General features: G+C 42.1%; 18 protein-coding genes. 8 read left to right on the top strand and 10 right to left on the bottom strand.

Features of this window, described 5'->3' with window-relative positions; translation table 11 throughout:
* Positions 1-249: 249 nt before the first annotated feature.
* The 3 genes from ACMX3D_RS28465 to hetZ all read right to left on the bottom strand — a co-directional run bounded on the left by ACMX3D_RS28465 (position 250) and on the right by hetZ (position 5,022).
* Positions 250-2,562: a transglutaminase TgpA family protein gene (locus tag ACMX3D_RS28465; protein WP_482749116.1), complete on the bottom strand. Its 2,313-nt coding sequence runs from the start codon at positions 2,560-2,562 to the stop codon at positions 250-252.
* A 281-nt stretch (positions 2,563-2,843) separates the two neighbouring features.
* Positions 2,844-3,824, bottom strand: coding sequence for a PatU (locus tag ACMX3D_RS28470; protein WP_482749117.1), 981 nt, complete (start codon positions 3,822-3,824; stop codon positions 2,844-2,846).
* A complete protein-coding gene (gene hetZ / locus ACMX3D_RS28475; RefSeq protein WP_482749118.1) occupies positions 3,817-5,022 on the bottom strand; it encodes a heterocyst differentiation protein HetZ in 1,206 nt (401 codons plus the stop codon). Before hetZ ends, ACMX3D_RS28470 begins: the two co-directional genes overlap by 8 nt.
* A gap of 207 nt (positions 5,023-5,229) precedes the next feature.
* Between hetZ and ACMX3D_RS28480 the strand changes: the two genes are divergently transcribed.
* Positions 5,230-5,712, top strand: coding sequence for a hypothetical protein (locus ACMX3D_RS28480; RefSeq protein WP_482749119.1), 483 nt, complete (start codon positions 5,230-5,232; stop codon positions 5,710-5,712).
* Between the two features lie 85 nt (positions 5,713-5,797).
* On the opposite strand, the gene sds is transcribed toward ACMX3D_RS28480, so the two are convergent.
* On the bottom strand, positions 5,798-6,769 hold the full coding sequence (gene sds, locus ACMX3D_RS28485; protein WP_482749120.1) for a solanesyl diphosphate synthase: 972 nt from the start codon (positions 6,767-6,769) through the stop codon (positions 5,798-5,800).
* Between the two features lie 935 nt (positions 6,770-7,704).
* On the opposite strand from sds, the gene ACMX3D_RS28490 reads away from it, so the two are divergent.
* Both ACMX3D_RS28490 and ACMX3D_RS28495 read left to right on the top strand, forming a co-directional pair.
* The gene (locus ACMX3D_RS28490; protein ID WP_482749121.1) at positions 7,705-7,878 is read left to right on the top strand and encodes a hypothetical protein; all 174 of its coding nucleotides are present in this window, start codon (positions 7,705-7,707) and stop codon (positions 7,876-7,878) included.
* A 232-nt stretch (positions 7,879-8,110) separates the two neighbouring features.
* Positions 8,111-8,323, top strand: coding sequence for a hypothetical protein (locus tag ACMX3D_RS28495; RefSeq protein ID WP_482749122.1), 213 nt, complete (start codon positions 8,111-8,113; stop codon positions 8,321-8,323).
* Positions 8,324-8,377: 54 nt separating this feature from the next.
* Here ACMX3D_RS28495 and murI read toward each other — a convergent pair whose 3' ends face one another.
* The 5 genes from murI to ACMX3D_RS28520 all read right to left on the bottom strand — a co-directional run bounded on the left by murI (position 8,378) and on the right by ACMX3D_RS28520 (position 16,491).
* A complete protein-coding gene (gene murI, locus ACMX3D_RS28500; protein ID WP_482749123.1) occupies positions 8,378-9,244 on the bottom strand; it encodes a glutamate racemase in 867 nt (288 codons plus the stop codon).
* Between the two features lie 269 nt (positions 9,245-9,513).
* Entirely contained in the window at positions 9,514-11,403 is a 1,890-nt protein-coding gene (locus tag ACMX3D_RS28505; protein ID WP_482749124.1) for an N-acetylmuramoyl-L-alanine amidase, read from the bottom strand.
* A gap of 624 nt (positions 11,404-12,027) precedes the next feature.
* Positions 12,028-13,908: an N-acetylmuramoyl-L-alanine amidase gene (locus tag ACMX3D_RS28510; protein WP_482749125.1), complete on the bottom strand. Its 1,881-nt coding sequence runs from the start codon at positions 13,906-13,908 to the stop codon at positions 12,028-12,030.
* A gap of 635 nt (positions 13,909-14,543) precedes the next feature.
* Positions 14,544-15,920, bottom strand: a complete 1,377-nt coding sequence (locus ACMX3D_RS28515; RefSeq protein ID WP_482749126.1) for a cation:proton antiporter — start codon at positions 15,918-15,920, stop codon at positions 14,544-14,546.
* A gap of 133 nt (positions 15,921-16,053) precedes the next feature.
* On the bottom strand, positions 16,054-16,491 hold the full coding sequence (locus ACMX3D_RS28520; protein WP_482749127.1) for an EVE domain-containing protein: 438 nt from the start codon (positions 16,489-16,491) through the stop codon (positions 16,054-16,056).
* 233 nt (positions 16,492-16,724) lie between these two features.
* Here ACMX3D_RS28520 and ACMX3D_RS28525 point away from each other — a divergent pair, with 233 nt between their 5' ends.
* The gene (locus ACMX3D_RS28525; RefSeq protein WP_482749128.1) at positions 16,725-17,468 is read left to right on the top strand and encodes an SIMPL domain-containing protein; all 744 of its coding nucleotides are present in this window, start codon (positions 16,725-16,727) and stop codon (positions 17,466-17,468) included.
* 182 nt (positions 17,469-17,650) lie between these two features.
* Here ACMX3D_RS28525 and ACMX3D_RS28530 read toward each other — a convergent pair whose 3' ends face one another.
* On the bottom strand, positions 17,651-18,013 hold the full coding sequence (locus ACMX3D_RS28530; protein WP_482749129.1) for a single-stranded DNA-binding protein: 363 nt from the start codon (positions 18,011-18,013) through the stop codon (positions 17,651-17,653).
* A 525-nt stretch (positions 18,014-18,538) separates the two neighbouring features.
* Between ACMX3D_RS28530 and ACMX3D_RS28535 the strand changes: the two genes are divergently transcribed.
* From ACMX3D_RS28535 to ribD, 4 genes are all read left to right on the top strand, one after another.
* Positions 18,539-19,546 carry a rod shape-determining protein gene (locus ACMX3D_RS28535; RefSeq protein ID WP_482752448.1) on the top strand — a complete coding sequence of 336 codons (1,008 nt, stop codon included), beginning with the start codon at positions 18,539-18,541 and terminating at the stop codon, positions 19,544-19,546.
* Between the two features lie 93 nt (positions 19,547-19,639).
* On the top strand, positions 19,640-20,476 hold the full coding sequence (gene mreC / locus ACMX3D_RS28540) for a rod shape-determining protein MreC (RefSeq protein WP_482749130.1): 837 nt from the start codon (positions 19,640-19,642) through the stop codon (positions 20,474-20,476).
* Complete coding sequence (mreD, locus tag ACMX3D_RS28545; protein WP_482749131.1) at positions 20,476-21,090, top strand: rod shape-determining protein MreD; 615 nt, start codon at positions 20,476-20,478, stop codon at positions 21,088-21,090. The genes mreC and mreD overlap by 1 nt, the downstream gene beginning before the upstream one ends.
* A gap of 348 nt (positions 21,091-21,438) precedes the next feature.
* Entirely contained in the window at positions 21,439-22,563 is a 1,125-nt protein-coding gene (ribD, locus tag ACMX3D_RS28550) for a bifunctional diaminohydroxyphosphoribosylaminopyrimidine deaminase/5-amino-6-(5-phosphoribosylamino)uracil reductase RibD (RefSeq protein ID WP_482752449.1), read from the top strand.
* Positions 22,564-22,579 lie beyond the last annotated feature (16 nt).

Raw genomic sequence — 22,579 nt, forward strand, 5'->3', positions numbered from 1 at the left:
GTAAGGATTTTATTTCCATGTTATCCCTAAAAAATTGGAGTTACAACGCATCACATCTAGCTTGCTTTAGTTTTTAGACAGCAAATGCTTTTTTTAGCTATTTATCTGCCAAATATACTGAAAATCTTCCCAAAGAGATATGCAGAACTGAGAGAATGTAATCTAGTGTCGGTAGGAAGTATGAAGTGTGAAGTATGAAGTATGAAATTTCATCCCTATACCTCCTGCCTTTTGACTATTGACTATTGACTATTGACTATTGACTTTCTTTAATTCCTGCCATTTTTGCCGTAATTGTTGCAAATTGGGAGTATGTCCACCATAACGCCAGCTAACATAAGCTTGACTAATTTCATCGATTACTTGCGCTGTGGTTGGAGGATGATGTTGATATGAAACTTTGGCATACTCTAAGGGTGTTTGTGCTGGATGCTTACCTAAACCTTTTGTCGCAGTCCATTGCAGCATTTGTTGATAAAGCCTTTCCATCGGTGGTAATTTATTCAACCACCGACGCTTTAACCAGCCGCGCCACTGTACCCAACCGAACCAACCAAAGAAAGCAATTGTAGTGCCTAAAGTTAAACCAGTTAGTACACCTAGCCAACCTTGAGCGAATAAAGCAAAAAACCAAGCGATCGCTCTTGTTATCCAACTAAATATTGTGCCAAATACATTGTTAAATAACCCAGTCACAGGGGAAGGTAGCCATCCAGCCACCCAATTCCAAAATTGGCGCAAAACACTAAAAGTTTGCGAGTCTTCAATTGAAGGCGGAATTAAAGGATGATTGGGAATTGGATCGAAAGCAAACCAGCCATATTTGGGGAAGTAAACTTCTGTCATCGCGTAAGCATCCGTGTTACGGACAACATACATCCCGGTAAATGGATTAAACTCGCCTGGACTAAACCCCGCTACCAACCGTGCTGGAATACCAATGGAACGCAGCATCACTGTCAGCACTGTAGAAAAATGGTCTGGGTAGCCTCCTTGAGATTTAAACAAGAAAGTTTCTACCAAATCTTCTTTTTCATCCAAATAAGGAAAATCAGAAGGATTTTGGGGAATAGAGTAGCGTTGCTTGAGGTATTGCGCTAGGTAAAGTACCTTCTCATAAGTTGAATCTAAAGTTTTTGTGACTCTAGATACATTATTTCGACTGTAATTAGCCAGAATTTCTTCAGTTAGCTTTCGGACTTTGGGTGCAATTTCTGGCGGAATTTGCAGATAGTATTTTTTAATATGTTGCGGATACTCAGTCGTAGCTTTTCCTAACAAAGTGCGATCGCGGTATGGTACTTCCGAGATGACTGTGTAGGTGAGGTCTTTTGATAAAGCAACAGGCGCACGCAGCCCATTTTCTTTATCAACAGCGACAATCGGGGTGGGAAAGTAAATTTCTTTTGGATGGGACATCGCCGGAATCAAATTCGGCAAATCTTCCACCACTGTGTAGGTTTGCACTACTTCTCTAGTTGGAGCCGAGGTAGCTGGTGGAGACAGATAAATTTGATAAGACCAAGGCGATCGCTTGAGAGTGGTAACATCGTCATTGCGGGAAATCTCCCAGCCTTTACCTGTGTAGCGATCAAATGCTAATACACGCCAAAATCCTTCTGCCTGCGATCGCACCCGCATGACTACCTTGGATGTCATGCTTCCTCGCAGGTTTTGGTTGATTTTGCTATTAAAACCGTAATAAAAGCTATCATTCAGCTTTCCTGGTTGCCCAGTTTGGCTTTCTCCTGTACCATCGCCTTGATTGTCGGCGTTACCTTGGCGGACATAGCCAGGATTAATAATACTCCGTCCAGTAAAGCCGCCTTTCACTTCAATCGGAGAACTAACTGGAAATGTTCGTAACTGGTAACCAGGAAACCGGGGTAAAACGGCAAAAATCCCTAATCCTAGTCCAAGAACTAAAGTAAATAATAAAAAATAAAAAGGTAATTTTGATCCAAATTGTGTTTCTTTTGCCTTTTCCCTTTTAACTTTTGACTTATCTAAACCGAGTTGCGAACGGTAGTTGAGAACTAAAGTTGGTAAAGCGATCGCTAAAAATAACAATAATACAGGTGCAAACGCTAAAGTTTGACTCAGCGTTGCTGCCACACCCAATAAAATTAGCCCAATCACGATTGAATAGCCCAAGTCCTTACGGCGAGGCATATCAAAACCGTGAAGTATTTGGAGTTGAATTAATAACTCTGCTAAAGCTAGGCGCGTATCATTTAATTCACCTATCAACCGACCAAAAAAAGCTCCTAAGCCAATTAACATCCCAATGGCGATACAGAATTTCACTGGCACATTGGGATTTCGGCGATAATGATAACTCCAAACAGAACCAACAACACTTAGCGGCACTGCCCAAAAACTAAATGTTGTATCAGCAGCAATATCTACTGCTACAGTTCCCATAATTACCAAACCCAGCACTAGCACCCGCAAGGAAAGAGAATCTTCCACTGGCATCAAAGGTGAAGTCTGGATATTTTGTCTCCAATTATTAACTATAGGTAGACGCGAAAACCAATTATTCCTGGATAAGTTAAACATTTAAAAAGTCAGCAATGGTGTAGATGCAGTCAACAAAATGCTTGGTCAGTCAAACCATCTACTTAGTTGTAACTCATACCCTGCTGAAATTCTTGTGCAGATAACAGTAACTCCCCGAAGCAGCCTTTGGGAGTCTCATATCTTTTGCCCTAATGATCGTTTCAAAAAATGTAGAAGCCCTAATGATCGCTTGTTAAAAAAAGGATAAGCTCCAAAACCACAATAATTTTCTTAATCTCTCAGTGTTGTTCGACCTATTATAGTAGCCTTGGTAACTTTGGCTAAATTGTAGGATTTATCACGAACAACAAAGACTGTTGGTCAATTTCCGGAAACTCAACTTCTAATGTATAAGTTGGGTTAAATTCCTGACAGGATAGCTCGACATGCAAGCAACCTGCACTTGACGACTGAGCCATTGCTAAAGTACCATCGGCTCGCAACGTCACAATACCTTTAGTAGGTAAATCAGCCTGAACTTTTAATTGGGTTTGTTTACCACGAGATTGGTATTCTACCCGCAAAGTCAGAATACCTTCACTTGTAAACCATTGTCTTTCTACTACTGGACTGTTGGGTGTGACTGGTAGACTCAAATTTTCTAGCAGTTGTTTCGCAGCCAGTAGAGACAATGCCATTTGTTGACGTGGTTGTAAATCTGGGTAATCGCTCTCGATATTGAGTTTCTGTTCGAGAACATCCGCAGACCGATAGGTACTTCTTAGTACCAAACCAGCAATATCATTGAGCGCATGAGAATCTTGAGGGAAGAAGCTTTCCACTGCCTGAACTAATTTGGCTCCCAAAGGAACTGAAGAAGTTAGCAGTGTTTGGCACTTTTCTAGCAACTCCCGAAAAACTGCTTCTGGCAGAGCAACTGGCAGATTCAGCTTAGATTGTTGTATCTTCCAGCCCCAGGTAGGAACTAAACTGAGCGATCGCTCTTCCAAACGCTCAGGGTATTCCATTAATTGTGTTTCCCAAGGAAACAAAGGTGGCTGGTTTTCGATTTCGGTCTGTAACCGACGCTTGATTACGGCTTGGAAACGGTCTTGCACAGTAGGAATATCTCCCAGTTTAAAGGTTTGGGGTTTCCCTCCCAAGTTTGGATCGCCACTGGCGAAAGTGGCTGATTGTTTGAGAGAGTGATCAACCCCATCAATTTCCTTAAACTCGACTCTGTTAAGCTCACTGGTGTTGATATTATTTGCCAACAACCAAGAGAGTAATTTGTCTTTTAAGGATTCTGAGTCACTATTCATGAGTAGATGCACCTGATCCGGACACTAATGAGTTACGAATTTCCCAAGCCTGTTCCAGAATTTTAAACCAGCGTTTTTGCAGTTGTGCCATTGATAACCCTAGAATTTTGGCAATCTTTTCGTCGGTTTGACCTTGCTGTTTTAAGTCGAGTAAAGACCGCTGTTTCTCGTCTAGCCCAGAGGTGTAGGCTTCCCATTGCTGTGGTGTTAACCCCAGATTTGTTTGTAAAGAAGCTTCCAGCCACTCGTGTACTAGTTCCCAACGATGTAACAAAGCAAACCTGATCAAATGATACTTGAAGCGCTGTTGTAAGTAATCTCTCTGACGAGGAGTGAGATTTAAGATATTCTCAATTTCTTGTGTTGATAAATCTTGAAGACGTAGGGAGAAGTAATCAGCACAATCAGATTGTTGTTTTTGCTCCAAATAACTCATTAATTCGGTAATCACAACCGAACGCAAAGTATCTTCTTCGGGTTCTGGTTCTGGTTGTGTCGCCATTGTGGAACGTAACTGCTGTACTGCTGGCTCTTCCCAAGAACCATCACCATCACCAGAACTACCTTCAGCAGCTTGTTCTATGTCTACGCTGGTTTCAGGAGGTTGCTGTTGAGAGAAAGTTTGCGCCCGCAGGATAATTAACTGTTGCTGACGACCAGGTAAAGGAATGCGCCGCTTACCGTAACGTTCGGTAAAGGCCATGTACTCTGCTAATTCCAGAAGAGTTTGCGGACGATAAGTAGAACCAAGTTGATTCTCTCGCCGGAAAGCATTCAATGCTTCTAAATAAAAACTTTGTAGAAAATCTTCTATGATAGTCAGCCGCCCTTGATAGCTCAATTGCCGCTGGGGAGGATTAATGTAACGATAAATAATGGCACTCAGGGTACTGTGTAATTCAACTCTGCCTCTATTAGAACCCAACTGATAGTATCTCAGACATTGTTGCAGCCGATGTCTAGCTAAGGTCATGGCTGAGCTTTCTATTGCACCAGAAGCTTGGATGCGTTTACTTTCGCTGCAAATTCGGTATACTTCGGTGGTAATGCGTGTTGCCACATCATGGCAATTCTGTTCTGAGGCTTTGGTTGATTGCCGAAACTCCTTGTACAGGAGTTGAAATATCACCTCCACGCCGATAGTATTTTCTCCCAGAAAAGTTGCGGTTGGAATAGTTGCGGTTGCGGCTGAATTCATAGTCTCGGTGTTTAAAAGACCCTAACATACATAAGAAACAACCTGTACGACTGTAGGTATTGGCTTTGTGTGTTTTGCGTATAAGCTAAACGCAGGTCTATCCTGCATTCAGGATATAGCTGATTTTATTATTCCCAATTTGGATGGAATTGTTCACACCTTGGCCTGCTGTGATTGCCATTACCCAAAAGTCGTTGACAAGTCATTATGGATTTAGAAACACAAATTCAATTGCTGATCGACAATGCACCCCGCGATGGTATTTCACCACATCTTATTGCAGCAATTGCTCCTGCTTTTTGCGCGATCGCTCAACAATTACGCCACTCCCAGTACTATATTCTCCAAAAGGAGGGAAGCTGGGTCTTAACTACATTGAGCCACCGTGCAAATCCAGGTTTGGAGAAGCAGGTGATTTACGCTTTTTCTACCATACAGGATGTTTCCCTAATTTCATCTGCTGGGCGAGACCCTCAAGTGGTGGCTACACCCATTGCTGTCACCCATATTTTGTTTCAATTAATAGCGTTAACACCCGTAGATAGCATTGTTTTTTTAGAAACTCCGGGTACATTGGATAATGCTTTTGAAGTACAGCGTTCTCAGCTAGAAAAAACTATTCAAAAGCACCTAAAACAAAAGCTGAAACCAAAACAGCAGTCGAAACAGATACCACCTGATATTGCCTAAAAAAATTTGGAGTTGGGGTGCTTTGGATACAATCCAATTTTCCTCACACCCAACTCCAACATTAAAAATTTACAATCTAAAATTTTTAATAAAGTCGACTCAGCACGTATTCAGTCATGTCAATTAAAGCTTGACGTGATTCTGAAGGTGGCAGAATTGCAATGTCATCAGCTGCTAACTTTGCATGGTGAGCCGCTAATTCCCGCGCTTGCTGTATCCCTCGGCTATCTTGAATTAATGCCAGTGCTTGCTCTAAATCTTCTTCTTGGGCAAACTGGCGTTCAATTAGCACTTCTAAATATGGTTTCTCCTCAAGAGCAAATAAAACAGGTGCAGTCAAATTACCACTTCTTAGGTCAGAACCGGCTGGTTTACCTAAAGTATCTGTAGTACTGGTGAAATCTAAGATGTCATCCACAATTTGAAACGCTAATCCTAGATTACGCCCGTAGCTATATAGATGCTGCGCAGTTTCTTGAGAAACTTCACTCAGTAACCCTGCTGCTTTGGCACTGTTAGCTATTAAGGAAGCCGTTTTGTAGTAGCTCTTTTGGAGGTAAGTTTCAATTGCAAGGCCACTATCAAAGCGATTCATGCCTTGCTGAATTTCTCCAGTAGCCAAATCCATGATTACTTCTGAGAGGAGTTTAACTACCTCTAAATTGTCTAAGTTTGCCAGATACCAAGATGATTGGGCAAAGAGAAAATCACCTGCTAATACAGCAATGCGGTTTCCGAACAAACCATGAACAGTAGGCACACCACGGCGCATTTGTGATTCATCTACCACATCGTCATGCACTAGGCTTGCCGTGTGAATCATTTCTGTAATTTCGGCTAGGCGGCGGTGACGTTGAGTAATTTCGTCTTCTAACATTGTCGCCCGCGATATCAGCAGAACGATCGCTGGTCTGATGCGCTTTCCCCCAGCTCCGAATAGATGTTCGGCGGCTGCAAAAAGAATGGGGTGGCGATTGCCAACTAGCTGCTTCAGGTTATCGGCTAGTAATTGCAAATCTGCTTCCACAGGGGTAAACAGGGAGGTAGCTGGGGTCATGGATGGCCGGACTCTGGCTTAGGTTACGAAAGTTTACATATCCTATACTCATTTTAAGATAACCCTGTGCCAGCGCAAAGTTTTGCTGAGAGAATACTTACTTGTTGGGTGAGATCTGACCACGGCGAAGTAACCGCTATTTCCCTTCTGTCAAGGTAAACAGGCGGTTTTGCTGGTCTTAACTGGATTGAAAAATTATCGGAAAAATTTTTGTAGTTCGAGACGAAATCTGAGAATTAACATCAATTTTCTGAATGAGTACTAACGAGTCTTGAACACAAACACAACAGCAGCTGCTCTCATGAGCGTTTTTCTATGAGTAGTCTTTCAATAGACACAATCTTGATTCTGACCTCTGATATCGTGTCCGGTGAAAGACTTATCATTAAGACTGCAAGGGAGCAGGGGGAAAAAGAGTTTTCAGGTTTTTACACAGATGGGGTTTCATAACTAATTAGCCGGACATGATCTGAATTCTGACTGCTGAATTCTTTTTCCCCTATGCTTTATTTGTGTTGTCTGCACTCAAAATTTTCTAGCTTCTTCAGTAATCTAAGTATATATACAAGTATAAAAAAGCCAATCCTGCTTACTTGTTGATTCAGCAATACCTATTTTGTGGAAAAATATTGATTTTTTTACTATAAGTTTATATTTATTAAGTAATAATAATTACATAATTAAAATATTAAATTTTAATTATTTATGATCAAATTAGACACAAACAATATTTTTACTCGAAGAAAAACTTGTTCCATCCGTAAATTTAGTCTTGCAGAAAATTCAAAATTTAGCCTCAAGAGTGGCTTAAAAGTCAGGTTCGTTGTGTTACGCTAAAATGTAGGGATTTTAAATTTTTCAGGTATTGACAATGTAAAGGTAAAGCACTGTTCAGTGATATTACCTCCGCGTTGTTGTGAATCCAGAATAACTAATTGCCGCAGAATAAAATCAAGGAAATTATTTCTGGTTGTTTTGTAGCGGCAGGTAAACTTCTTGGGATGGAGTTAGGCGGTATCCTTACAGGAGTTCGCTTTCGGCTTTCAGCTTGCGCTGAAAGTCGTGGTATATCCTACCACAGAGGCATGAAAAACAATAATGCAGACTAAGTAAACTGCTGAGGAGCGCAGTTAATTATGCCATTTGGCAATTTAACTGTTGTGGTATGTGTTGTCTGCAAATAGCTGCAATTAAATAGTTCAGTTTGTTGACCGGAGAGTGTCATAACTCTACGGCAAATTTAGCATAGCAAACTACGGCCATCAAGGATTTCTTGAATGGTTGAGGTTCTACGCATGGTATGGAATTTGATATTTTTCGGGGAAAAAAGCTGGTAGAACAATGATTTACGCTAATATGCCTATGATGATTTTTATTTTAGCTGCTGGGTATTTATTCACAGTTTACCTATTATTAGCACTAGCTAAGCGCAGTGGTCAAAAATCTGTTTCTCAAGATTCTCTATCAAGAAATAATGAGAAACATCAACCGGAAGTGGCTGTAACATCACAGGTAACTGAGGTGGTTAATAGTCAAGAGTCAATAGTCACATGAAGAGTGAAGTATGAAGTATGAAATTTATTTTTAAAGCTTCATACTTCATTTTGTTTATGAAAGTTGGGAAACTACTGTGTTATTTAAGTCTACGACCTCAACCATTGGTGTATGACCTAGCCATTGGACTGCGGACTGAGCAAATTGTTGTGGACAACCGCTAACGACAAAGCGAGTTGGTAATGGCGGGTGAGTATTAGTTAAGCCAAGCAACTCTAAATCTTGGTTACAAGCGGCCACGACATGAACAGCTGGGTCAACTAATTTGACATGAGAGGGAAGAAGCGATCGCAGTACTGGTGCTAGATGCGGATAATGAGTACAGCCGTAGACTAAAGTATCAATTTCTTGCTGAAGCAATGGCTCTAGATAAGAACGTGCTACTTCAGTAGTGTAAGGATCGTGGATGCGATTTTGCTCAATTAACGGGACAAACTCTGGACAACCAACTTGCCAGACTTGTACGTCTGGGTCAATTTCTAAAATCGCTTGCTTGTAGGCATTGCTTTTAGCAGTTGCTGGGGTAGCAATCACACCAATACGCTTACCTTGCTGCACCGCCCCCTTAGCGCCTGGGAGAATTACGCCTAAAATCGGGATGTTGAATTCTTGACGCACAATTTCTAAAGCGAGGGCGGAACTAGTGTTACAAGCCATCACCACCATTTTGACTTTCTGTTGTTGCATCCAACAGAGAATTTCACGCACAAACTGAAGAATTTCCGCTTGGGAACGAATACCGTAAGGGAGTCTAGCTGTATCACCAAAGTAAATGATCGATTCATTTGGTAGTTGGCGGTAGATTTGTCGAAGTACCGTCAGCCCACCCACACCACTGTCAAAAACGCCGATAGGCGCACGTTGAGGTTCTTTATCAGAAAAATCGTAAAGATTACCATCAAAAATAGAAGATGAATACACAGGCAGATATTGATTTAGGTTTTGGCTTTTAAAATACAGAATTTAGCAGACAATTTGAGAACTGACTACTAAATTCTTGGTGAGTCAGAAGTTTACCAAATAGAATTCAGCATTCAGGAGTCAGGAATCAGAATCAGCGTAACGGGAAGGCTACGCCTAAAGTTAGTGGCAGGTCTTTTTCGCCCACTAATTGATTCTGAATTCTGACTTCTGCAAATAGCACCTCATTAATTAAAAATTTGTACTATATTTTGAGACTGGCTGTATTCTTACCTTTGACGGAGGTACTTGAGAATACCACTAGCGATCGCTTCTGCCATACGATTTTGATATTCTGCTGAACCTAGGCGCGGATTGTCTTCCCGACCAGTCATATAACCTGTTTCCACTAAAATCGAAGGCATAGAACTTTTTCTCAGGACATAAAATCGTGCTTTGCGTGTACCACGGTCTTTGATGGTACTAATATCTTGCAGAATAGTCTTGCGAACTACTTCCGCTAAAGCGTAACCACTATCGTAGTAATAAACTTCTAAACCACTCACATCAGGGCGATTATCTACTGAATTAGCATGAATACTGACAAATAAAGTGGCATTGACGCGTTCAGCAATATCTACTCGTCCCTGAAGTTCAACGAAAAAGTCAGCATCCCGCGTAAGAACTGCTTGTACGCCATTTCGCTCTAAAATTGCAGCTACTCGTTTACCAATTGGTAAAACTACATCTTTTTCTAATAGTCCACCCAAACCAGGAGCGCCAGAATCTTTACCACCATGCCCAGGGTCAATCACAACCAGCAGTTTGCCTCTAGGAACTGGACGTGTTTGTGGTGTTGATATCGGTTGGGAATTACTATTGGGGTCTGGTAGTTGACTTCTAGTTGAAGGTAGAGGCGGTAAACCAACTGGTGGTGTAATTGCACGAGTACGTTGTAATTGTACAGCTAACAACTGATTACTAATTTGGTTGACTTCCCCAATTTGGACTCCCGAAGCTGGTTGAACCAAAACATTGACTGAATCTTCTTGGGGTTGCAAACGTACCCGCAGAATGGGACTATTAGCATTAAAAGCTGGGCCAACAACTCTAGGTGCTAACTTAGCATTGGCGATCGCAATCCGAAATAAACCAGAAGATCTATCCCAACCACCCTTGGCAGATACAGGCTTGTTAGAGCGGATTAAAAGTTGAGTACCATTCTCCGCTAATTCCACCGCTTGAATGATTGCGGGTGAGTCAGTAGCCTCGGAAATGATGCTGGAGTTGCTATTACCAGGCAATCTCACAAGACGATTAGGTAGAATTATAAATCCACCTATGCTGCTAGTACTAGCCCGCCAGTCTGGACTATTTTGATCCACATACAACGTTATGCGGGCTGTTGGTTGCCTTGTTTGCAACTGGGAAAATTGAATCCGACTGACACCATAACGATTAACAGATAAATCTTGTTGGGACAAACTAGAAGATAAGGACGCACCAGCAACATCGATATTTACTAATCGTTTGTCTGAACTCCGATTTACCTGAATCTGAGGATTACCACCATTGGTACGAACAAAAAAACCATCACCAGTAACTCGGAAACTTTCTAGTTGAGTAACAGCGGCGAGAGTGTTGTTAAGTGGTTTCGGATTATTTGATGTTACTGGGTCTGTTTTGACTACAGAATAAATACTTCTAGATGGAAATTCTGAATTAGAGGTCGATTCTGGAGATTTAGGTTCTGATTGTAGTGAAATATCAGGTGATGAACCTACAGGCACTGCTGTTGGTGTAGGTAATTGTACTATCCAACGACTGCCAGTAGTGGGGACAAATTTCACTTCTTGGGGGTCAAGAGTATAACCAGGAGCGAGTTCCACAACAATTCTGGCTGTCTGGGGGTCAAATTGCCCCACACGAATAGAGTGAACGGCTCCACCTACTGGTTGTGTTAACTGTGGTTTGCCAAAGTCTGTGTCCGGTAAATCAATGACCAGACGAGTGGGATTGAAAATGAGTTGTGCTTTGGGTTGAACAGATCCCAACGTATTAAATTCTAAGCGGTTTTGCTTGGCATCAAAGCGCCAAGACTCCAGTCTCGCTGCCAAAGCAGGCGACGATAGTAAGAAGATAGTTCCAATAGTACCGGTTAGTAACCAGTGTAGTTTCACAGTCCTTTCTCCTAATTCGCGTTCATGGAAGTCGTTGATATGTCCACGTATTGGTAAATCCTCACACCGTCACCGCCAAAAGTTTTAATATCAGAAGTCTGCACAGTGGACACTGGTTATCAGAACTTCCGTGGCAACCAGAAATTTTGTTCTGGCATTCAAGACATGGTTAATGGCGTAAAATTTTAGCACGCCCCTTTGATTTTGTTATCCTATCAAGGCAAAAAAATTCGCCTGTCAAGTATGAGATAACAGCCAATAAAAACTAATGAAATTAACTGTACATAAATAGTTCCAGCCAATAATACGTAAAATCCGTAGGGATTAGTGTTGAGTTATTTGATTGCTGATCATCAATGTACCCAAAAACTTCTTGCTACTATCAACTGATACGACAAAGGTGGTGACACCTAATCTAGCATTTTGAACACAACATGAGAGATCAATGTATCTGTTAATACTAAAAAATAGTTCTCACTAAAAAAGTGAGAACGATAGATTGTTATCAGTGAGATGACGGTAAACTCTTACTTAGTATCAGCAAGATTACTCTTAATAAGACAAATCATCAGTTATTCATCTGAGCAATTAAGTATATTTACCAAAATTTGGCGATGGAATTATTTATCTTCGTCGAAGGTACTGGAGTACACCACGAGCGATCGCTTCTGCCATTTGATTTTGATAAGCTGAACTACGTAACTTGGCATTGTCCTCTCGACCAGTTAAATAACCTGTCTCGACAAGAATCGAAGGCATAGAACTTTTTCTGAGAACGTAAAATCTGGCTCGTCGCACTCCTCGGTCTCTGACATTCAGACTTTGCAGAATACTGTTATGCACAATACGGGCTAAACTCAAACCACTGTCATAATAATAAGTTTCCAAACCACTGACATCAGGACGACCTGCACCTGCGGAATTAGCATGGATACTGACAAACACATCAGCGTTGGCTTTTTCTGCCATCTGTACTCTTCCAGGTAAAGTCACAAAATAGTCAGAACTCCGTGTCATAATTACCTGGACACCATTTTGCTGTAAAATTTCAGCTACCCTTTTCCCTATTGGGAGAATAATATCTTTCTCACGGGTACCACCAATACCAATTGCCCCAGGATCTTTACCTCCATGTCCAGGGTCAATCACAACTACTACTTTACCTCTGGGGAGGGGGCGTGTTCCTGGCTGAGGTTGAGAACGGGGATTTTCATTGGGATCTGGTAATTGACCTTGTTCAGAAGGAAAAGGAAGTGTGCCGGGAATTGCCACAACTCGGCGAGAACCTTGCAATTGCAGCGTCACTTGGTCGTCGTTTTGGTTGATTTGCCCAACTTGCACTCCGGCGGCGGGTTGAACCAAGATAACTACTGTATCAGGTTCTGGTGTTTGTAAGCGAACTCGCAAAATTGAACTATTAGCATTAAAAGTAGGGCCTTTGATGCGCGGCGCTAATTTAGCATCGTTGATGGTGATACGATACAACCCAGAGGTGCGATCCCATCCACCCCTAGCAGTTATAGATTGATTGGCTCTAATTATTAGTTGCTTGCCATCATCAGACAGTTCTACCGCTTGAATGGTGGCTGTTTGGTCACTAACAATTCGGCGGTTGGAAGGAGAAAATTCTGGCTGATTGTCAGCGGAGTTGTTAGAGTTATTTTCTGGTAATCTAGCAAATCGATTGGGCAGAACTACCAAACCACCAACACCACTTCTTGTAGCCCGCCAGTCTGGACTATTTTTATCTACGCGCAAAGTCATACGGACTGTGGGTGGAGTAGTGCGCAATTGAATAAATTCAACGCGACTTACACCATGCTTGTTAACGCTGAGATCTCGCTGCGCCAAATTTGCTGATAAAGTTGCGCCAGAGATATCCATAAAAATAGTAGAGCGATCGCGGCTCCGATTCACCTTAATTTGGGGATTGCCACCGTTAGTCCGCACAAAAAAACCATCCCCTGTAACTTGTAAGCTGTCGATTTGAGTTGTGCTTTGTGTAATGGTGGCAACTCTAGAAAACTCCGGTTTTGCAGAAACCTCTGGTTTTGCATTTGAGTCAACGGTGGTAACTAGGTTGTAAACATTATCGGAAGAAGAATTTATAGGTTCCAGTTTTGGTCTTGGTAATTGTACAGTCCAACGACTGGCAGTTATACCAACAAATTTTATCCCTTGGGGGTCGAGAGTATAACCGGGAGCTAGTTCCACGACAATTCTGGCTGTTTGGGGTTCAAACTGACCAATCCGAATGGCACGAATTGCCCCACCTACGGGTTGTGTTAACTGCGGTCTTCCAAAGGTTGTGTCTGGTAAATCAATAACCAGGCGTGTGGGATTGAAAATTAGTTGTGCTTTGGGTTGAACACCTCCCAAAGTATTAAATTCCAGACGGTTTTGCTTGGCATCAAAACGCCAAGATTCCAGTCTGGCTGCCAAAACTGGTGAGGACAGTAAGCAGATCATCCCAACAGTACCGGGTAGTAACCAGTGTAATTTCACAATCCTTTCTCCTGATTCGCATTCATGGAATTTGTCAATATCTCAACATTTAGGTAAGTTGTGCTACTGTCAGCAGATAATCTTGAGATTTGACTTTGACTTTTTTTTGGGTTAAAGAAACAATGAACAAGGTAAATTTTCAACTGCTTACATGGTCTGCAATTTTGATTTTTTTGTACTATCTATGCATAAAACTTCAGTTGACAAAGCATGAGATGCAACACACATATAACCAGAATTAACCGCTTTCAGTCAATCCTTGTTAATTTTTGACTTTGTTAAAAATTGATTTTGAGTTTTTGGTTGATGAGCAAACAATGTTCTCAGTAAAAAATTTCCAGGATTTTTAAATGATGTTGCAATCTTGACAATTACTAGTTTTTAAGTTTGTGACCATGTTTCAGTGAGGGTTTGTAATTAAGTAAGATTGGTAACAAATTATTTTTCCAAAGCTAATAATCAGTAGCAAGAATGGTAGAAAAACAACCTATCAGAGGACGAAGCTAAAGAGACAGAAGTTTCCTTTAATTAATCTAGGGATTGGGGAAAAAGAAAGTGTGGGCTATGAATTATACAATTTCATTTCAGGCTTTATTCTTGAACCTTTATTCTTCCTATTCCCCAGTCGCCAATCTCTAATCTTGAATTAATTGCTTGGACTCTGTTGCCACTTTACTAGATTCTGGAAATACGAAACGTAACAAAGGCGGAGCTAAAAAGGTTGTGAGGATAACCATCATAATGATTGCGGCTCCCAATGGTTTTGAGAGAACGCCGCTGGCAGCACCGACACCAGCAAATACTAATCCAACCTCACCTCTGGGAATCATACCCACACCGATCGCTAAACGATTGATTTGGGGTTGACCAAAGACGCTCAAACCTGTGATCACTTTACCGATAATGGCTACTGTAATCAGGAAAATAGCCATAATTAAACCTTCTTGATTGCTAGGAATAGCTGGGTTTAGCACTCCTAAATCAGTTTTTGCACCAACAGTCACAAAGAAAATTGGCACCATCAAATCCGCTACGGGAATAACTTGTTTTTGCAGTTCTAGACGCTTATCAGTTTCCTCTAAAACTAATCCAGCCGCAAAAGCACCCAAAATTGCTTCTAACTGAATGATGGCTGCTAGATATGCCATAACAAAAGCGAAAATAAAGGCGGGAATGACTAACTCACCTCTTGTTTTGAGTTGATTAGCGATCGCTACAAATGCTTTATTGAAAACATTACCCAGAACGATCGCACCTAACAAAAATGCTGTAGCGCTAATAATTAGGTAAATAACTTTACCGACATCGACTGCACCATCTTTAGCAAGGCTGGCAACTACCGCCAACACAATAATTCCCAGTACATCATCAATCACAGCCGCACCGAGAATAATCTGCCCTTCTTTGGAATTCAGCTTACCAAGTTCTGCCAATACTTTAGATGTAATCCCAATACTTGTAGCTGTTAAAGCTGCGCCTGCAAAAATTGCTGGTACAGCACCAACGCCAAACAACGTCATCAAACCGACTGTCCCAGCAGCAAAAGGTACTACTACCCCCACAACTGCCACAATTGTGGCTTGGATACCAACTGCCATTAAATCTTTTAAGTTAGACTCCAAGCCAATTTCAAACAGCAGGATAATCACACCCAATTCCGATAACACAGAAATAACTTCTGATTGGGCAGCAAATACCTGGGGCGCTGCTTCTGGCGACAGACCAGCCGTAGTTTGGAGAAAGACCATAATTAAAGAACTAGAACTGTCTGCGCCACCTTCTGGAAACACTAACAGGTGCAAAACAGAAACACCTACGATTACACCGCCGACAAGTTCGCCTAAGACAGGCGGTAAACCGATGCGGTTGGATAACTCCCCACCAACTTTGCTGGCGAAGTAAATTACCACTAAACTCAGCAGTACAGCCGCTAATACCATAGAACTGTCTGCTGCTTCTGTTGTGCTGGCCAGCAGGGGAAAAGAAAAGTTGATTGCATCTAAAAACTGCATGGTTTCCGCGAAAATGCTTCTCTTTATTTTTACTCTTTTATGGACAGAGGCTTATGAGAAATCAGTAAAGGAATCAGGAAGACGGGTGTAAAATAAGGGTTTTTGCTCATTTTCAACCGACAGCCCAATACCCTTACACCCCTTGATTTTGTGTACTATTGCGTAAGTCTTGTGTTAAGTGGATGAGGTGTTGCCAATGAATGTCCGAGACGGGGACAACAGATAATCTGGGGAGTCGCAACAAGTCAAAATCTGTAAATTTGTCATCCTGCTTGATTTGGGCTAGGGTAACAGCCTGAGAAACTGGGCGGACTGACCGCACATCCACAACTACCAACTTGGCATCATTAAGTGCGGGGTCAGGATAAGGCTGACTGACAATCTCTGCTAAACCTGTGATTTGTCGTTCTTTGCCAGTATGATAAATCAAAGCCAAATCACCAGGAACCATTGTACGGATATGCTTCAAGGCAAGAGCATTTGTGACTCCATCCCAAACTGTACAACCTTCGCGTTCTAAGTCTGAGTAAGAATATTTATCCGGTTCAGTTTTTAGCAGCCAATACGCCATAACAAAGTCTCGAAAAATTTTGCTGTAATTTTTTAGTTTCCAAAAATGTAACAATACCTGTTTTTGACTACGGCAGTGTCACAGTAGGAACATACAAATCCTATCGAGCGATCGCACCATCAGTGTTGAGTTGAACTGACTGTTAACTATTAATGCTTGACAGTTAACGAATGATTGCTGGATGCAGTTTACTTATTAACATCTGTATATATTTTTCAGAGGAGTGCAAATTTATGTCTAGAGCCGCTTTGTCTGGTTCTCAGTTTCGTGCTGGGAAGTTCTGGAAATCTTTACCGTTAGCTTTGCTGTTATGCGTAACTTTAGTTCTACCTGCAACAGCGCAAGAAAAAGAAAAGCTATGGCGCACCTTGACTGTGAGTGGTCGCGGTATGGAATCAATTCCTACCACTTTGTCGCTAGTTAATTTAGGAGTAGAAATTCAAGGAAAAACTGCCCAAGAAGTACAACAAGAGGCTGCTAAGAAAACATCAGCTGTAGTTGCTTTACTCAAAAGCCGCAATGTAGAGAAACTAGAAACTACAGGTATTCGCCTTAACCCGGTTTACAGTTACACCAATAATGTGCAGCGAATTACTGGTTATTCTGCTAGTAATACAGTCAGCTTTCGGATTCCTACGGAGAAAGCTGGGACATTGTTAGATGATGCTGTGAAAGCTGGGGCAACGCAGATTAACGGTGTTAGTTTTATTGCTAGTGATGAAGCGATCGCTGCTGCTCGTCAAGTAGCATTAAAAGAAGCTACCCAAGATGCACAACAGCAAGCTGATGCTGTTTTTGGAGCTTTAGGATTAAAACCCAAAGAAATCGTTAGCATTCAAGTTAATAACGCCAGCGCTCCCCCACCGCCTGTATTTTTACGCGCCCAAGTAGCCAAAGTTGCCGACGAAGTTTCCACCCCTGTGGTTGGTGGTGAACAGGAAGTAGAAGCATCGGTGACGTTGCAAATTAGTTATTAGTGATTAGTCAATAGTCAATAGTCCAATGTCAGTAGTCGGGAATCAATAGTTAACGATTAGCTATCTTGTTAGCGTTTTATTTGGCTTTCTGACTTACCAAGTCACAATAACTTTTAACTTAACTATTGACCATTGACCATTGACCATTGACCATTGACCATTGACCATTGACTCTTGAGCAACTAAAAATTATCTGGAGACATATCACTCATACCGCCGTCTCCATCTTGCTTGGAGCCTAATAAATCGAGCTGATCTACTAAAATAACAGGTTTAGAACGGCTAACTCCTGTTTGGCGATCGTTCCAGGTGTCAAACTTCAGTGAACCTTTGACAGCAATTTGTTTACCTTTACGCACATAATTACCTGCCACTTCGGCAGTCTTTCCCCAGATTTCTAACTCGAACCAATCAGGCTCGTCACTATTGCGTGTTCGTCTATTAACAGCCAGTGTTAATCTACACTTAACCTTACCAGAATCAAAATACCTAATTTCTGGATCTCCACCTACACGACCAATGAGGTGGACTATATTAATAGTCATGTGCTTTACCTTTTAGTACTTGTGTACTGATTTTTTAGCTTGAATCCTATAATAGCCAATTATCAACTTACTGGAAATGTCAGGGCTTACGCACAGTTTATATCTTGAGGTTGGGTGTTAAGGTATGGGGTGTAAGGCTTTTGAAAACTACACCCATATACCTCTCAAACCCCTAGATCCTTGGCTAAAATCATTGATTTTTCGTTTTTCTGCGTAAGACATAAATGAGTTAAAAACTTAACAACCTTGCCAGCTATATAAATTTGAGCTATTACTTGGGGAAAACTAACAAACTGTACGGATATACTGAGTTGGTCTGGGAATATCGAAAACGTGAATGTCTAAAAACCTAGTAAGTATGGTCAAAACTTAATCAAAAAATGGCCAAGTTTACTAGACTGATGATCAAAAACGTAATAGAATCCAGCACGATTCAATCTAACATTTTTTTATAGTCAAAAAGTATTGCAATAGGGGGCGTAGAGAAGCGTGGGGCTGTTTAGGAACTTTCGCTCATCATGGGATATGGGTATCGACCTCGGTACTGCTAATACCCTTGTTTATGTATCTGGTAAAGGCATTGTACTGCAAGAACCTTCTGTAGTGGCGATCGACCAAAACGAAAAGGTGGCACTGGCAGTAGGTGAAGATGCCAAAAAAATGCTCGGTCGCACACCGGAAAACGTGATTGCTTTGCGTCCCTTGCGTGATGGAGTAATTGCTGATTTTGATACAGCCGAGTTAATGCTGAAAAGCTTTATTCAGCGAGTTAATGAGGGGCGATCGCTAATTTTACCCCGGATTGTGATTGGGATTCCCAGTGGTGTCACAGGGGTAGAAAGACGGGCTGTAATGGATGCAGCCGTTCAAGCTGGGGCTAGAGAAGTATATTTAATAGATGAGCCAGTAGCTGCGGCAATTGGAGCCGGATTACCAGTCGCCGAACCAACTGGTAACATGATTATCGATATTGGCGGTGGCACAACAGAAGTTGCTGTATTAAGTCTTCAAGGTACGGTGTTAAGTGAATCAGTACGCATTGCGGGTGATGAACTTACTGAATCCATCGTTCAATATATGAAGAAAGTTCATAACTTGGTAATTGGTGAACGTACTGCGGAAGACATTAAAATTCGTCTTGGTTCAGCTTATCCCACCAACGAAGACAATGAAATCATGATGGAAGTAAGAGGTTTACACTTACTTTCTGGCTTACCACGAACTGTAACCATTAAAAGCCCAGAAATCCGTGAAAGTATGTTGGAACCGTTATCAGTAATTGTAGAAGCTGTAAAGCGGACACTAGAACGTACTCCCCCAGAACTAGCATCTGACATCATAGACCGCGGCATCATGCTGGCTGGTGGTGGGGCTTTGCTCAAAGGCATTGATACCCTAATCAGTCATGAAACAGGGATTGTGACTCACATTGCGGCTGATCCTCTTAGCTGTGTCGTGCTGGGAACAGGTCGTGTGTTAGAAAACTTTAAACAGTTGGAAAGAGTTTTCAGCGCACGTTCTCGGAATATGTAGCAAAAAATATGCGATATTGGGTTCTATTTGGCTTTTATTTGGGTTTCATATAAATAGAATCCGATATCTAGCAAAATATAGAAATAGGTATAAATGGTTACTGTACGTCGATGGTGGGGTCGCAAAGGGTTACAGATTGGTTCGCTGGCCCTTGTATTAGGTGGTGCTTGGATATTACGACAGACTCAAGGGGCAATGCTGCTGGAAGTTTACCAAGGAGTGACGCGTCCTTTACAGATTTTGCAATCTGGGCCAACTCCAGAAGAACGTTTGGAAGAACGCCTCAAAGATGCCCAGTTTATGGAAATGCAAACACGCATCCAAGAACTGGAAAGCCAAAATAAACAGTTACAAAACTTATTAGGTTATGTGCAGACTGAGCCAGCTGCATCACGTCCAGTGCCAGCAAGGGTAGTAGGGCGGAGTGCTGATCATTGGTGGCAACAAGTTACTCTCAATCGTGGCTCAAACTCTGGCATTCAAGAAGGTTTTATTGTTAAGGCCGAGGGCGGATTAGTTGGTTTGGTGGATAGTGTCACCCCTAATACTAGCCGTGTGTTATTAATTAGTGACCTAAAAAGTCAAGTGGGTGTGACTATTAGCCGCACTTCAGCTAAGGGAGTTTTGCGGGGAGATTCTTCAGCGGAAGCTGTGCTGGAATTTTATGAAAAAGTTCCCAATGTGAAAGTGGGAGATTTAGTTTCAACTTCTACTTACAGCCAAAAATTCCCCTCTGGTTTGGCAGTAGGTAGAATCAAATCTTTAGATTTAAAGAAACTTCCGGCATCAGTGGCAAAAGTTGAACTTTTCCCACCGATTAGGTCATTAGATTGGGTAGCTGTGTATCCCAAACCGACTAACCAACAACAGGACAACCCTCAGTCGGCACAGAAAGAACAGGCAAATAAACAACTGCAAAAATCAAAATAATGAAGCTACCTTCATTTAATGTTCGTCGCCAAAAAAAGTCGAAATCTTCGGAGCGCAAATCTAAAGCTTATCGTAAACCACTCGCACGTTGGCATCCTAACGCAGTTAGAGTGTTAGATTGGTCTATCACAATCGGATCTGTGCTGTTATGTTTGCTGTTATTGCCTACTCGCTTTCCTGGTACAGAACTGTTGGGAATTGGGCCTAATTGGCTGTTAATTTGGGTAGTAGCCTGGAGTGTGAAACGCTCTTTGTGGGAAGGAGCAGTAGCAGGTATAGTTTTAGGGCTGCTGCAAGATGGAATGACATCACAAGACCCGACTCATGCTTTAACTTTGGGTTTAGTGGGATTTCTGACTGGTTTACTACAAAAACAGCGGTTTATTCAGGAAGACTTTATTTCTGTCGCTTTAATTGTTTTTATAATGGCAATTTTGTCAGAAACAATTTTCGCTGGGCAATTGAGTTTGATTGGCGATCGCAAAGTAGAATACATCTGGGCTTATTACCAACGGGTTGCCCTAGCCTCGGCTATTCTTAGTAGTCTTTGGGCCCCTGTAGTTTACTATCCCCTCAATCTTTGGTGGCAAAAGCGGAAAGCAGTCCAGCAATAGTTACAGTAGGAGATAATTTGAAGTTTAAATTTGGGAGTGAGGATCAGGGGTATAGACCCTAATTTCTCACTCTTTTTAATTGATGGTTACTAGTTTCGGTGCAATAGCCAAGTAGGGTATGTTGTCGCACAGCGCAACGCACTGTTTTATAAGTAAGCGCCACGACAGCGAACAGTAGCTCTGGGATATTACTGTTGAGGTATCAAAATATAAGTCAGTAATGTGCAAAGTTATTGAAATTCTTGCCCAAAATTTATGGATAATTCCCCAGTTGTTGCTCAAGTAGATACATCACTAAATTACACTCAAGAAGATGGGCAGAGAGTGTCCTCTGGAGAGGCTGCACCAATGCCAGTGGTATTTAATTCACAAACGCAGAACAGTATGAGCAGTGAAGCTGACTTTGACTCCCGGATGATGCAGCGGTGCTTGGAACTTGCCCGCCGTGCTTTGGGACGCACTTCGCCTAATCCGTTGGTGGGGGCGGTTGTTGTCAAAGATGGCGAAATTGTCGGAGAAGGGTTTCATCCGCGTGCTGGTGAACCTCATGCTGAAGTTTTTGCTTTGAGAGCCGCAGGCGATCGCGCTCGTGGTGCTACAGTTTATGTCAGCCTCGAACCTTGTAACCACTATGGACGCACTCCTCCTTGCTCAGAAGGTTTGATAGAGGCTGGTGTAGCTAAGGTGGTAGTGGGTATGGTTGACCCTAACCCCTTGGTTGCGGGTGGTGGAATTGCTCGTTTACGTGCTGCTGGTGTAGAGGTGTTAGTTGGGGTAGAAACTGAAGCCTGTCAGCAATTAAATGAAGCTTTTGTGCATCGCATTCTGCATAAAAAACCTTTTGGTATTTTGAAATATGCCATGACGTTGGATGGCAAAATAGCCACTACGGCTGGTCATAGTGCTTGGGTGACAAATCAAGCCGCTCGTAGTGAAGTACATCAACTGCGGGCGGCTTGTGATGCCATTATTGTTGGTGGTAATACAGTCCGACAAGATAATCCTTATTTAACTAGCCATCAGGCGGGGGCGCATAATCCTTTACGGGTGGTGATGAGTCGTCAACTCAACTTACCGGAAAACGCCCGCTTGTGGGAAACAGCAGAAGCTCCAACTTTGGTGTTAACAGAAGTCGGAGCCAACCCTGATTTACAAAAACTTTTGCTCAAACGCGGCGTAGAGGTTGTGGAATTACCTGCACTTACACCCGAACAAGCGATGATGCATTTGTATGAACGGGGTTTTTGCAGTGTCTTGTGGGAATGTGGCGGTAATTTAGCTGCAAGTGCGATCGCTCAAGGAGCCGTACAAAAAGTTATGGCTTTTATTGCTCCTAAAATTATTGGCGGTAGCCATGCACCTACACCTGTTGGTGATTTAGGTTTTACTACCATGACTGAAGCATTACCCTTAGAACGTGTTCGCTGGCGAGTAGTTGGTTCCGATTGCCTAGTTGAAGGTTATTTGCCTTAATAGTCAATGGTCAATG

The sequence above is a fragment of the Anabaena sp. TISTR 8404 genome (genome assembly GCF_056847745.1).